This is a genomic window from Streptomyces sp. NPDC005774 (genome assembly GCF_042871645.1).
Classification (GTDB): domain Bacteria; phylum Actinomycetota; class Actinomycetes; order Streptomycetales; family Streptomycetaceae; genus Streptomyces; species Streptomyces pratens.
The window spans coordinates 1-12,617 of sequence record NZ_JBIAIV010000056.1 but is presented as its reverse complement, the minus strand read 5'-3'; the positions used below and the strand labels follow the sequence as shown (position 1 = coordinate 12,617).

At 70.1% G+C, this 12,617-nt stretch carries 11 protein-coding genes, 1 tRNA gene and 2 pseudogenes; 5 read left to right on the top strand and 9 right to left on the bottom strand.

Going from position 1 to position 12,617, the window contains the following annotated elements:
* Window positions 1–130: 130 nt before the first annotated feature.
* Window positions 131–625, bottom strand: a complete 495-nt coding sequence (locus ACFYQA_RS33235) for a serine hydrolase (protein WP_388925999.1) — start codon at window positions 623–625, stop codon at window positions 131–133.
* 113 nt (window positions 626–738) lie between these two features.
* On the opposite strand from ACFYQA_RS33235, the gene ACFYQA_RS33230 reads away from it, so the two are divergent.
* Window positions 739–1,293 (top strand): Uma2 family endonuclease, encoded by a 555-nt coding sequence (locus tag ACFYQA_RS33230; protein WP_388925996.1) that lies wholly within the window; start codon window positions 739–741, stop codon window positions 1,291–1,293.
* A gap of 244 nt (window positions 1,294–1,537) precedes the next feature.
* Here ACFYQA_RS33230 and ACFYQA_RS33225 read toward each other — a convergent pair whose 3' ends face one another.
* The 7 genes and pseudogenes from ACFYQA_RS33225 to ACFYQA_RS33195 form a co-directional block, all read right to left on the bottom strand.
* Entirely contained in the window at window positions 1,538–2,881 is a 1,344-nt protein-coding gene (locus tag ACFYQA_RS33225) for an endonuclease domain-containing protein (RefSeq protein WP_388925993.1), read from the bottom strand.
* A gap of 627 nt (window positions 2,882–3,508) precedes the next feature.
* Window positions 3,509–3,943 (bottom strand): annotated as a pseudogene (locus ACFYQA_RS33220) (aminotransferase class I/II-fold pyridoxal phosphate-dependent enzyme); the annotation flags it as partial.
* A gap of 37 nt (window positions 3,944–3,980) precedes the next feature.
* Window positions 3,981–5,294, bottom strand: a complete 1,314-nt coding sequence (locus ACFYQA_RS33215) for an SWIM zinc finger family protein (RefSeq protein WP_388925990.1) — start codon at window positions 5,292–5,294, stop codon at window positions 3,981–3,983.
* The gene (locus ACFYQA_RS33210) at window positions 5,291–8,134 is read right to left on the bottom strand and encodes a DEAD/DEAH box helicase (RefSeq protein WP_388926064.1); all 2,844 of its coding nucleotides are present in this window, start codon (window positions 8,132–8,134) and stop codon (window positions 5,291–5,293) included. Before ACFYQA_RS33210 ends, ACFYQA_RS33215 begins: the two co-directional genes overlap by 4 nt.
* Window positions 8,135–8,451: 317 nt before the next feature.
* Window positions 8,452–8,712, bottom strand: coding sequence for a Txe/YoeB family addiction module toxin (locus ACFYQA_RS33205; protein ID WP_388925987.1), 261 nt, complete (start codon window positions 8,710–8,712; stop codon window positions 8,452–8,454).
* Window positions 8,713–8,721: 9 nt separating this feature from the next.
* The gene (locus ACFYQA_RS33200; RefSeq protein WP_388925984.1) at window positions 8,722–8,979 is read right to left on the bottom strand and encodes a type II toxin-antitoxin system Phd/YefM family antitoxin; all 258 of its coding nucleotides are present in this window, start codon (window positions 8,977–8,979) and stop codon (window positions 8,722–8,724) included.
* Window positions 8,980–9,143: 164 nt separating this feature from the next.
* A complete protein-coding gene (locus tag ACFYQA_RS33195; protein ID WP_388925980.1) occupies window positions 9,144–10,337 on the bottom strand; it encodes a pyridoxal phosphate-dependent aminotransferase in 1,194 nt (397 codons plus the stop codon).
* Window positions 10,338–10,682: 345 nt separating this feature from the next.
* Between ACFYQA_RS33195 and ACFYQA_RS33190 the strand changes: the two genes are divergently transcribed.
* Both ACFYQA_RS33190 and ACFYQA_RS33185 read left to right on the top strand, forming a co-directional pair.
* Complete coding sequence (locus tag ACFYQA_RS33190) at window positions 10,683–11,033, top strand: hypothetical protein (RefSeq protein ID WP_388925977.1); 351 nt, start codon at window positions 10,683–10,685, stop codon at window positions 11,031–11,033.
* Window positions 11,001–11,096: transfer RNA gene (locus ACFYQA_RS33185), tRNA-Ser, on the top strand. The genes ACFYQA_RS33190 and ACFYQA_RS33185 overlap by 33 nt, the downstream gene beginning before the upstream one ends.
* Before the next feature lie 196 nt (window positions 11,097–11,292).
* Here the strand turns inward: ACFYQA_RS33185 and ACFYQA_RS33180 are convergent.
* A complete protein-coding gene (locus tag ACFYQA_RS33180; protein WP_388925974.1) occupies window positions 11,293–12,048 on the bottom strand; it encodes a GntR family transcriptional regulator in 756 nt (251 codons plus the stop codon).
* Between the two features lie 78 nt (window positions 12,049–12,126).
* Between ACFYQA_RS33180 and ACFYQA_RS33175 the strand changes: the two genes are divergently transcribed.
* Together ACFYQA_RS33175 and ACFYQA_RS33170 are read left to right on the top strand one after the other, a co-directional pair.
* Window positions 12,127–12,405, top strand: coding sequence for a hypothetical protein (locus ACFYQA_RS33175; protein WP_388925971.1), 279 nt, complete (start codon window positions 12,127–12,129; stop codon window positions 12,403–12,405).
* A gap of 12 nt (window positions 12,406–12,417) precedes the next feature.
* Window positions 12,418–12,617 (top strand): annotated as a pseudogene (locus ACFYQA_RS33170) (hypothetical protein); the annotation flags it as partial.

The window sequence follows — 12,617 nt, the reverse complement described above, 5'->3', positions numbered from 1 at the left end:
TTTTTTTTTTGTCACCCCCCCCCGCCCCCCCGGGGGCCCGGGGGGGGGGGGGGGGGGGGGGGCCCCGGGGGGGGCCCCCCCCGGAGCCCGGCTCCTTCGGTTTCTCCACAGGCTCGCTGCCCGATCCTTCTCACCCGGGGTGGCAGAGGGCGCGGTCGACGAGATCCCGCAGCGCGTCCTCCTGGCGGTCCGCCGTCTCCGGAGCCCCCGGGCGGCTGTGCGTGGAGACGGTGATGCCACGACGGCCGTCCGTCGTGGTGGCGGCCCGGACGAGATAACCGAAGCCGCTTCCCCCGTGGCCGAGGTAACCGCCGCCGCAGGACAAGGGCGTGAAGAACAGTCCCAGACCGCTCCGGGTGCCCGCGGGATGGTCACTGTCCCGGGGCATGGGGACGGTGGCCCGCATGGTGGCGAGGGTGGCGGGTTCCAGTAGTCGCCCCCGGGCCAGGGCGGTGAAGAAGCGGTTGAGGTCACGGGCCGTGCCCGTCATCGCTCCGTCGGCCCCGAGGTCGAAGGGACGGTAGGGGATCGTGGTGTCGACCAGCGGACCGCCCGGGGCGAACTGCTGGTGGTTGGCAGCGTGCGGCTGCGGCAGGAAGGGCCGGGTGCCGGGGATCTTCAGCATCACCGGTGAGTCGGCCCCAGAACCTGTCCGGACCGGCCCCACGGCCATGTCGTCGGGCTCGGTGACACGGCGATGCCCGTCGTATCCTGACCGCACACGGGAAGGAGCCGTCCATGAGCGTCGACGCGATCGTGCACACCGATTTCCCCGAGGGGTACGCGGTCCTGTTCGGGGCCGACGGAAAGGTGATCATGACCCCGCAGAGCGAAGAGCGCTCCAGCACCATCAGATCGATGCAGATCGACTCCGCTCTCGCCCTCGGACGGCACGCCAAGGTCACGTCCGATGTCTACATCGACTTCCCCGCCGACGAGAACTCCGCCCCCGATCTGGCGATCCTCCGCGAGGATGCCCGCCGGGAGGGAAAGCGCTACAGCTTCGAGGACGTCCTGCTGATCTCCGAGGTCGTCTCGACCTCCTCGGCACGCAAGGACTACGACGACTGCACCGCGAAGTACGGCCGCTACGGCATCCCCGCCTACCTGATCGTGGACCCCTACGCCCAGGAAGTCGTCCTCCACACCCAGCCGACCGCCACCGGTTACATCGCGGCACACACCCACAAGTACGGGACGGGCAAGCTCCCCATCCCCCTGGCCGACGGCCGCACCTTCACCCTCGACCTCGACGAACTCCCGCGCCCGGAGCCCGAGGCGGACGTCCGCTGATCGGACACTTCCTCACGAGGCCGAACTCGCCGTGGCCAGGACGTAGTCGGGTGGCCCGAGGGTGAGATCCCCTCGGGCCACCCGACTGACTACTGAAGCGACCGAGACCGCGTGAACGCGGTGGCGATGGGGATCACCTGCTTCGGCGCACGAATCTGGAACGGGACTTAACGCCCGCTCAGGGATGCTATTTCGAGGACTCTGCTGCGCATCTCGCTGGGGTGTCAGGTCTCCCGGTGCCCGCTCAAAACAGTTCTAGGTCCTCGCCGCTGGTGTCCGCGATGACTGGCCGGAACTGGGCAGGGAGGCCGTCCAGGCGGTCAGGGCCGGCCGCGGCGGCCACGGCAGGGGCCGTCTCGGCCAACCAGGCACGAAACCGCTCGGCGGCTTCGCGGTAGGGGACTCGCGCCAGGACACGGTGCTCGCCGGAGGGGCAGAAGTCGACGACGACAGTGAGCAGGCAGGAACGGGGCGCGTTCTGACTGCCCGTCCAGGACACGCGCAGGACACCGCAGGGCTTGCGCCCGCGGGGGGCGCGGTGGGTCGGGCGGAGCGATCGGCAGGCTATGTGGGCGGTCCATGCGGCGAGGTGCGGCAGGGGCAGGGTGGTGCGTGCGCGGCAGCCGGCACAGCGGTGCCAGTGGCGGAACCAGTCGTCGGTGTCGGTGTGGAAGAGGCGTGTGTAGCGGTTCGCCACGCGGATGTCGTTGCTGTACAGGTGGTCGGGGCGTTCCTGTGTGTTGCAGGACTGGCAGACGGGGGCGCGGACGTAGCCGTGTTCGTGGCAGTGGTCGAGCACGGTGGCGGGCGCAGTGCGGCAGACGGCGCACGCCCACCCAGCCACCCTGCGGGAGGTACCGGGCTTCCTGCTGAGCACCGAGTACAGCTGGCTTTCCAGCTCTTTGTTGTACGGGCGCAGTGAGGCGGTGGGGCCCTCGGGACTCGTCGTCTGCCGACTGCCGGCGTCTCGGGCCTGCCGGAGGTGGGAGGGCGGCTCGGTGACGGCTGCGCTTGCCCGGCGGGTCCGCGCGGCTTGCACCCACTGCGTTTCGGCGTGCTCGGCCGCGTCCAGCAGCCTGACCACAGCGCGCGGCAGCCACCACGTGCGCTGCGTCCCGTCGCGGATCTGCTCCACGAGTACCTGTCGCCAGTCGATCCCCGCCAGATGGTACGGCCGGCCGACTTCACGTCGTGCTGCCCGCTCGGGGCCGCCCAGCTCCTGCAGTTCCCCCGTGATGCGCTGGCGCCAACGCAGCGGCGTTTCCTCGGTGCACTCCTGCCTCGGCGCCCCACGAAACGGACCGATGCGGACCAGGTCCTGCCGATCCATCCCAACCGCGTTCAGTTCCGCGGCCGCCCGGCGCACCTCAACCTCCGGAACACTCCACTGACCGCCGCTCGCCCTCACCGTCGCCACCACATGGCCGCCGAGCAGGACGTACCCCACCCGGGCATGGGCAGGAGAGCAGGTGAATGCCCCAGAAGCCGTCGGCACAGCACTGTCGGCCGCCAAATCGACCCACAGAGCGTCCGCGGCAACCAGGGAGATCAGGTCGTCCGTGTGACCGGGCATGACACGCTCTGACATACCGACAGGCTAACGGCCTGCAACGCGGCAACGGGTCCCAAGCGCCTCGGTCAGCCGGGCCGTCGCCCGCAACTCCTTATTCCTGAGCATTTGGTTCGTCAGCACCTCCCGTGCCCGTAGCCTCGCTACCAGAACGTCAAGAACCAGGCAAGTTGCCCTTGCGCATCAGCGGTCCCCGAGCCCGGACGAATTGAGCAACAGAGTCTTCGAGGACTTCAAAAACATCGGGCCGTCGTCATGTCACGAGATCGCTCCATCAGCCGCTGGCACCGGTAAGCGTCAGCGCTGCGTCCGGTGGTAGGCAGATCACCTACTTGAACGGAGGGCGCAACATCTGTTGGACCGGCTGTCATGCGATCGGAGACGAGATGTGTATGACCAGCTAGGACCGGGCCGACTGCGATCACGGAGCAGCACGCGTCCAGGGCTTGCAGGCCCTCATGACGCGTGGATCTCGCGGCTGGACCTGAGGTGGCGAATGCGGCGCCATCGGGGAGCCAACCCGCTCCCCGATCCCCTTCGAGACCACCCGAAACCACGACAGCCCGACGCTCTGACCAGGCTAAACGCCATCCATGCTGGCAAGATCGGCAACCGAACCTCATTCGGGACGAAGGAGGCGTGAGTTCAGGACGAGAGGTGTCGCAGGCGGCTGGTGGCCTCGGCGAGAACGTCGTCCTTCTTGCAGAAGGCGAAGCGGACCTGGCTGCGGCCGGTGTCGGGGTCGTCGTAGAAGACGGATACGGGGACGGCGACGACACCGCAGCGTTCGGGGAGGGCGCGGCAGAAGGAGTAGGCGTCCTTCTCGCCGAAGGGGGCGATGTCGGTGGTGATGAAGTACGTGCCCCGGGGCTGGTAGACCTCGAAGCCGGCGGAGCGCAGACCGTCACCGAGCAGGTCGCGCTTGCGCCGGTGGGCCGCGCGGAAGTCGTCGAAGTACGCCTCCGGCAGCGCGAGGGCCTCGGCGACCGCGTACTGGAACGGGCCCGCGGAGACGTACGTCAGGTACTGCTTCGCCGAGCGGACCGCCGTCACCAGTTCGGGCGTTCCCGTCACCCGGCCACTCCCTGTTCGCACGCCTATTTGTATGCGGCGAGGGTCAGGCTGCGAGGAGTGTGCTCAGGACGACGGCGGGGTCGGCGTCGGGCGGTCCGGCCGGCCACCAGGTGCCTCGGTCCTTGGTGTACGGGTACCACAGTCCGTCGCGGCCCAGGCGCAGCTGTGCGGCGTGGCCCTCGACGGTCCAGCGGTTGCGCCAGGAGCGGAGCCGGGGTGGTCTGCCGTGGGCCCATTCCGCGCGCAGTGCCTCGCGGGCGCGCTCCAGGCGGGAGGCGGGCGGGTTCCAGGGGCTTTCCAGTACGTCCAGGGACGCTGCGCCGCCGTGCCGCCATGCACGGGTGGCGGCTGCGAGCTCGCCGGGGGTGCGGCCGCAGTTCGAGGCGATCCTGGCGAAGACGTCCAGGGTGGGGTGAGTGGCGGCGAGGCGGACTGCGTCCTGCCATTCGGTGAGCGGGGCGGGTGGGGCGGTGTCGGCGTGCCGTGCGCCGAGAGCTCCGGCGAGGAGGTGGTGGGCACGCGCCGCGGCGTCGACGGCGAGCAGTTCCAGGGCTGCCGGGTCCAGACCGGGCTCCGGGACGGCGGAATCCACCAGCGCGGGGCCGCGGCCGGGCCGATCGGGGAGCGGTGGCGGGCCGGGCAGGGGCGGTAGCGCGGTACGGGAGGCGAAGGTGGGCCCGGCTGGATCACCGGGCCGGGCCGGGAGCGCGGCCGGGCCCGCGCCTGCGGTCGCCGCGGATGCGGCGGCTTCGGCGGAGGCACGTGCGGTGTTGCGGCGGCCGAGCTCGTCCGTCAGTTCCCGCTCGCCGCGACCCCGCAGGAGCAGCAGCACGAAGGGGTCGCGGTCCAGGAGCCGGGCGACCTGGTAGCAGAGGGCGGCGGCGTGTTTGCAGGGGTAGCCCCAGTCGGGGCAGCTGCACTCGGGGTCGAGGTCCCGAGGGCCGGGCAGCAGCGGGACGCCGACGGCTGCGGCGTCGTCGGCGAGTCCGGCGGGCATTTCGCCGTCCAGCAGTGCGGCGATGTTGGCGGCACGCTCGGCGATCATGTCGAGCAGCTGGTCCCATTGCCGGTCCGTCAGCTGCTCGACCTGGACCGTGGAGCGGTACGGGGTGCGGTGGCTGCCCTGCACCGGGGCGGCGGCCGAGCCGGGGGCGATGGTGACCGGTCCGACCGCGCCGCCGCGCGCGTAGGTCCGGCCGCGCGAGAGGCGGCCGGAGTCCAGGGAGGACTCCTCCAGGGAGCGTAGCCATGCGCGGCCCCACCAGGACTCGGCGAAGGGCGCGCGGCTGCCCTTGGTCGGCGGGAGTGCCTCGAAGGTACGGGCGGCCGACTTGCCCGGCCGGCTGCGCCTGGTCATCGTCCCGTCCTTCGCAGCGTGACCAGTTCGGTCAGTTCGGTGTCGCTCAGTTCGCTGAAGGCAGCCTCGCCCGAGCCGAGCACCGAGTCGGCCAGTTCCCGCTTCTGGCGGAGCATCTCGGCGACCCGGTCCTCCACGGTGCCCTCGGCGATCAGCCTGTGCACCTGGACCGGCTGTGTCTGTCCGATCCGGTAGGCGCGGTCGGTGGCCTGGTCCTCCACGGCCGGGTTCCACCAGCGGTCGTAGTGGATGACGTGTCCCGCCCGGGTCAGGTTCAGACCGGTCCCGGCGGCCTTGAGGGACAGCAGGAACACCTTCTTCTCGCCGCTCTGGAAGATGTCGACCATCTCCTCCCGGCGTTTGACCGTGGTGCCTCCGTGCAGGAACAGGGTGTCCACTCCGCGGTCGGCCAGGTGGCGCTCGATCAGCGCGCCCATGGCCACGTACTGGGTGAAGACCAGGGTCGACCCGTCCTCGGCCAGGACGGTGTCCAGGAGTTCGTCCAGGAGTTCCAGTTTCCCCGAGCGGCCCGGGAGCTTGGCGCCCGCGGGTTCCTTCAGGAACTGCGCGGGGTGGTTGCAGACCTGCTTCAGGCCGGTGAGGAGCTTCATCACCAGGCCGCGCCGGGCGATGCCCTGCCTCTCCTCGATCTCGGTCATGAGCTCGCGTACCAGCGCCTCGTACAGCGAGACCTGTTCCTTCGTCAGGGACACCGGCTGGTCGGTCTCGGTCTTGGGCGGCAGTTCGGGCGCGATGCCGGGGTCGGACTTGCGCCTGCGCAGCAGGAAAGGGCGGACCAGCGCGGACAGTTGCCGGGCGGCCTGTTCGTCGCGGTCGCCCTCGACGGCCGTGGCGTAGCGGTCACGGAAGGAGGTGAGCGTGCCGAGCAGGCCGGGGGTGGTCCAGTCGAGCAGTGACCACAGTTCGGACAGGTTGTTCTCGACCGGGGTGCCGGTCAGCGCGACCCGCCCCCGCGAGGGGATCCGGCGCAGGACCTGGGCGGTGAGCGCGTGCGGGTTCTTGACGTGCTGGGCCTCGTCGGCGACGAGCAGTCCCCAGGGCTGCTGCGCGAGGCGTTCGGCGTCGCGGCGCATGGTCCCGTAGGTGGTCAGGACGAAGCCGCCGTCCGCTCCGCCGTCGAGGCCGGCCAGGTCGCGGCCGGGGCCGTGGAAGCGGCGTACCGGGGTGGCCGGTGCGAAGCGCCGGATCTCGCGCTCCCAGTTGCCGAGCAGTGAGGCAGGGCAGACCACCAGGGTCGGGCCGGCAGTGGTCTTCCGTTCCTGGCGGCGCAGGTGGAGAGCGATCAGGGTGACGGTCTTGCCCAGGCCCATGTCGTCGGCGAGACAGCCGCCCAGGCCGAGCGAGGTCATCCGGTGCAGCCAGTTCAGGCCGCGCAGCTGGTAGTCGCGCAAGGTTGCGGCCAGGGCTTTCGGCTGTCCCTGGGGCTCGTGCGCGGCGCGGGCCTCGGGAGCGGCGATTCGGGAGCGCAGCTCTTCCAGTACGCCGCTCGCGGTGACCGCCACTTGTTCGCCGTCCACTTCGACGCTACCGGTCAGCGCGGCGCCCAGAGCGTCGATCGCGGTGAACGTCGCCGTCCTGGACTGCGCGGCCCGTCGCAGCCGGCGGACCAGCTCCGGGTCCACGACCACCCACTGGTCGCGCAGCCGCACGATCGGCCGGTGAGCCTGGACCAGCCGTTCCAGCTCCTCTTCGGTGAGTTCCCGGTCTCCGAGCGCGACCCGCCAGCGGAAGTCCAGCAGGCCGCCGGAGGACAGGAAAGATTCGGCCGCAGACTGCGTCCCCTGGTGGCGTACGGGTTCCAGGACTCCGGAGGCGGTCAGCTCGCGAACCAGCTCCTTGGGCCAGTGCACGGCGACCCCGGCGGCGGCAAGGCTTTCCGCCGCGTCGCCCAGCAGCGCTTGGGCCTCCTCGTCGGACAGCTCCAGACCGGCCGGGGCGGCGGAGTCCAGCAGCCGGCCGGCCGGGGGCCAGGTGCGGGCGGCCCGGCGCAGAGTCAGCAGCGTGTCCACCTTGGCCCGTGGACCGAACAGTTCGGGGGAGGTGGCCCTGCCGGACCACAGGTCAGCGGCGTCGGCGAGCACCGTGGGATCGGCCAGGCTCCGCAGTTGGACCACGGCCTGGAAGGAATCCGCGCGGCCCAGTTCCAGCCGCAGCGACACCGCCAGACCCGTGTCGCGGCCGGTGGCGACCTCCGCCGCCCAGCCTCGCTGCTCGGGCACGGGCTGCGGAGCTCGGACCGCGAACGCCGGTCCGCCGGTCACCTGACGGGCGGCGGGCGGGCGGGCGAGGGAATCGGCCACGGAGTCCAGGAAGGCCCGCAGCAGTGGCTCGGCCGCCGGAAGCGTAAGGGGGGAGAGTCCGGGAATTGCGACCGCGCGGGCCTCCGGAGGCATGGCGGCGGCCAGGGAAGCCAACCGCTCGCGGTCCTCGGTGTCCAGCGGGCCGGCCCGCCACGCATCGAATCCTTCCGGCGACACCCCGGGCAGCATCCGGCCCCGGGCGAGCAGACGCAATCCCAGCAGGGTCGCTGTGCCCCAGAACGCGGTACCGGCCGACGCCCGCCCGCTGCCGTCCGCACCGAGTGCCCGGCAGCGGGTCAGCAGCGGCAGCGCCTGCTCCACCGGCAGCAGCACGGCGACCACCCGCGCCCGGCGCACGGACGAACCGTGCGGGCGAACCACGGTGAGTTCCTCGGGTTCCACCCCAAGGTCCGGCGGCTCACTCCCGGGCATCCAGAACGCCATCCGTCCCATCCGGGGCGGGTCCGCGGGAAGGAACACCGCCTCGCTCAGGGCGAGCTCCGGCAACCGAGTGAACATCCGTTCCCGGTCCGGAGTCGTCGACTCGGGCTCTGCCGACGGATAAACCTTCACCACTACGCCCACTCCTGGCACAGACTTCTGCAACTGTTCGGGAGGACGCGAGCCGCCCGCGAGCCCTCGGCGAGTAAGGCTATCCGCGCAGACGGACAGCGCGTGCCAGAAGTGCTTCGCTCACTCGGCGCAGTGCGGGAAGACGCCACCGGCACCCGCCGGGGAGGGTGGCGGCACTTTTGTGGTCGCAGTCCCTTGCCAGTGGGTGATCGCCGCGTGACACCGGTGTCAGCAGGTGCTGTGCTCGATCCGGTTGAGTCCTGTCAGCTCTCGTAGTGGTAGCGGCACTGTGCGATCAGGACGTCGTCCTCGGTGGCCTTGTAGATCAGTCGGTGCTCGTCGTTGATGCGGCGCGACCAGTAGCCCTGGAATCCGTGCTTGAGCGGTTCCGGTTTGCCGATCCCCTCGTTGCCGTTTCTGGCGATGTCCGCGATGAGCGTATTGATGCGCTTCAGGATCTTCCGGTCCTGAAGCTGCCACCACAGATAGTCCTCCCAGGCGCGAGAGGAGAAGGTGATCTTCATTCGCGGCCCTTATGCGTCGGTCGCCAGCTCGCGTACGGTGCCGCCGCCGTTTTCCAGCTCGTCGATGGACGCGAGCAGGCGCCGAGCGTTCGCCGGGCTTCGCAGCAGGTACGCCGTCTCCTTCAGGGACTCGTAGTCCTCAAGGGAGACGATGACGACCGGCTCATGTCCGGCCCGGGTGATGACGACCTCTTCGCGGTCGTCGGTGACGGAGTTGAGTACCTCGGCGTACCGGGCGCGCGACTCGGAATACGTCATGGTTTTCACGATCGACCCTCCTTACGTACAGGAAATTGTACGTCGGCCCCTGTGGTGCGGCAAGCGCCGGAATGACGGCCGCGACCGGGCGGCCTCCGGCGTGAAGGTTCCGGGCGGGTGATGAGGTGCGGCAGGCAACGGGTAATGCGACGACCAGCCCTGCAGGGCGGCGGTCAGTGCGCGAATGCCTTGCGGAGCCGTTCCGTCGCGTCCACCAGTACCTCGGTGCGCTTGCAGAAGGCGAAGCGGATGTACGGGGCGCCTGCCTTCCGGTGGTCGTAGAAGACCGAGGTGGGGATGGCGACGACGCCGGCGCGTGCCGGGAGGGAGAGGCAGAAGGCTTCGCCGTCGGTCTCGCCCAAGGGACGGATGTCGGCCGTGATGAAGTAGGTGCCGGCCGGTCGCAGGACGTCGAAGCCCGCCTCCGTCAGGCCCGCCGACAGCAGGTCCCGTTTGGCACGCAGATCCGCGCGGAGCTCGGTGTAGTACGCCTCCGGCAGGGTGAGGGCCTCGGCGACCGCGTACTGGAACGGGCCCGCGGAGACGTACGTCAGGTACTGCTTCGCCGAGCGGACCGCGGCGACCAGGGCGGGCGTGCCCGTCACCCAGCCGACCTTCCAGCCGGTGAACGAGAAGGTCTTGCCGGCGCTGGAGATGGTGACCGTGCGGTCGCGCATGCCCGGGAAGGTCGCCAGGGGGACGTGTTCGGCGTCGTCGAAGACCAGGTGCTCGTACACCTCGTCCGTGACCACCAGCAGGTCGCGTTCCACTGCCAGTGCGGCGATCGCGGCCAGTTCCTCGCGGGTGAGGACGGTGCCGGTCGGGTTGTGCGGGGTGTTGATCAGCAGCAGGCGGGTGCGGTCGGTGACGGCGTCGCGCAGTTCGTCGAGGTCGAGGTGGAAGCGGCCCTCACGGGGACGCAGGGTGACCGGCACGCGCGTGGCGCCCGCCATCGCGACGCAGGCCGCGTACGAGTCGTAGTACGGCTCCAGGGCGACCACCTCGTCGCCCGGCTCCAGCAGGGCGAGCAGCGACGCGGCGATCGCCTCGGTGGCGCCCGCGGTGACCAGGACCTCCGTGTCGGGGTCGACGGACAGGCCGTAGCGGCGCTGCTGGTGCGCGGCGATCGCGGTGCGCAGCTCGGGGATGCCGGGGCCGGGCGGGTACTGGTTGCCGAGGCCGTCCCGCAACGCCCGCACCGCCGCCTCTCTGACCTCCTCGGGACCGTCGGTGTCCGGGAAGCCCTGGCCCAGGTTGATGGAGCCGGTGCGCAGGGCCAGGGCGGACATCTCGGCGAAGATCGTGGTCCCGAACTCGGCGAGCCGGCGGTTCAGGAGGGGACGCGCGCTGGAGGTCATGCCGGTCATCCTGCGCCGAACCTCTGGAGTTGCTCAACTCTGCTTCACCGATATGCACCCGCGCCGGTACCCGAAGCACCGTCTCTGAGCAGGGGAAGAGCCGTCGTTGACTGTCGTCATCTGTCATCGTTGAGCACCCCCGCACGGCCCAGAGACGGCCCGGGCGGGGGTGTCGCGGTGTGTCCTTCGATGCGAACTACAGGCGGGGTGGTCGTTGAGGTCTACTCGGCTGGTCACCCGTGTGCTTGTGGTCGGCGACGGCTGGCTGCGGTTGCTGCGGTTGCGGTACTCCGCTGCTGTACAAGTCGCCAGCATGGCCCGGCGCTCCAAATCGCCTCGCCTACTCTCTGGACCATGGGTGACTCGGAGGCCTTTCGCGCAGCGGTCAGCGCGCGTGCGGCGGCCATGCTGGACAGCGACACTTCGCCATACGACCCGGCGTTGGAGATCTTGGGCCTTGCCAGTGGCGGGTTGCCGGTGGATAACGGCGACGAAGCGCTCTACTCGCTCGCACTCATCTGGGGCGAGCTGACCGATTGGGTCGAGCTTCGGCCTGCGGAAACGGATCAAGCCGAGACGCATATGGTCACTGCCGCCCGTGAGTGGCTGACCGTCGAGGGCGACCGAGAGGCAGAGGCCCAGTACCTCGACCGTTGGCTTCACGACATCCTTGGGTACGAGCGTCCGGCTCCCCCGCAGACTTAGTACACGGTCTTGAAAACCGTCGTGGCAGCGATGTCACCGTGGGTTCAAATCCCACCGCCTCCGCTTGCTGAGCAGCGCGAACGGTCCCTGACCAGGTCATACGGTCAGGGGCCGTTGTGCTGTGCGCTGCCCGCTCGTCACCGTGTCTCCCGGTGGTTTCCCGCTCGATCGGGCACGGAAGGGGCACGGATGGGGCACGGACGGGGCACGCGCGGACGACCGTATGAGGACATCGGCAACGGACGCGGGATGCGGCCGGTCAACGACTGATCGGGATCTCGTAGACGATCTCGCAGAGGGCCGCGGGCACCACGATGTCGGCGGTCTCCACGGGCTGCCCCTGGTCGCTGTAGTACGTCCGCCGGATGTGCGTGACCAGTGAGCCCTTCTGGATGCCCAGGAGCGAGGCCTCCTCGGCGGTCGCCTGCCGCGGCTCCGGCTGCTCCACGGCGTGGCTGACGGTGATGCCGATCTCCGCCATGCGGTTCACGACGCCCGCCCCGGCGTGCGGCCCTCCCTCGGGGAGGACGACGAGAGTGCCGGCGGTGAGGTCGTACGGCTCCCAACTCGTCGACAGCTGCACGGGTCTGCCGTCGGCGAGGAACTCGTACGCGGTGCGGACACACAGGTCGCCCTCGGCGACACCAAGACGCGCCGCGATCTCCGCCGGTGCCGGGATCTTGGCGTCGGTCCGGCTCTCCCAATCCCCCTGCTTGCCCACGGCCCTCATGTCCGCGCGGAACGGGGAGCCCTTGGGCTGCTCGCGCGCCGACGAACGGACCACCCGGACGCGCTGTCGGGGCTCGGCGACATAAGTGCCGGAACCGGCGCGACCCTCCAGCACACCTTGGGAGATCAGCAGCTCCTGCGCCCGGCGGACCACGTTCTCGCCCACCCCGCATTCCTGGGCGATCTGGGCGCGGGAGGGAAGCCGGTCCCCCGCCGTCCACTCGTGCTCCGCGATCCGCCGCCGGAGCTCGTCGGCGATGCGGAGATAGGGCGGCTGCTCAGACATATGGAAAATCTAGTCCACTAGCTCTAATCTAGTTAACTAGCTTCACCTGAAGTGATCGCCGGTGACGGAGGCTGCCCTGTGCCTGCTTCGGAAGTAAGCGCGGAGGCCATCGCGGCTCGGTTATCGGCCGTCGGGCTCACCACGCGTGTGGAGGAGCACGACGGATCCACGGCCATCGAAGCGGAGGTGCCGGAATCGCTCTCCGCCGAGACATGGCGGGAGGTCCTGGAAGTGGTGGCCGAGGCCGATCGATTCGGGCTCCTCGCCACCAGCCTGAACGGCCGCACCCTCTGGGCGGTCGTACGCAAAGCGGTCCCCGCGACGGGCGATGTCGGGGGACCGGGCCATCAGCGATAGGAGCTGAGCAGCGTGCTCAATCGTATCCGCCGTACCGTCTCGCGCATCAGTGAGCGGTACCACCGCAAGGGCCGGCACCGCCGCCCCACAACGCCCGCACGGCCGTTGGCGACTTCTCCTCGACTCTCCTACGGGGCACCGCTGTTCCCGCGCCGACGCCGGGAAGACATGGGCATCCTCATGGGCGAGGAGACCGCGCTCGTCCGCCCGTA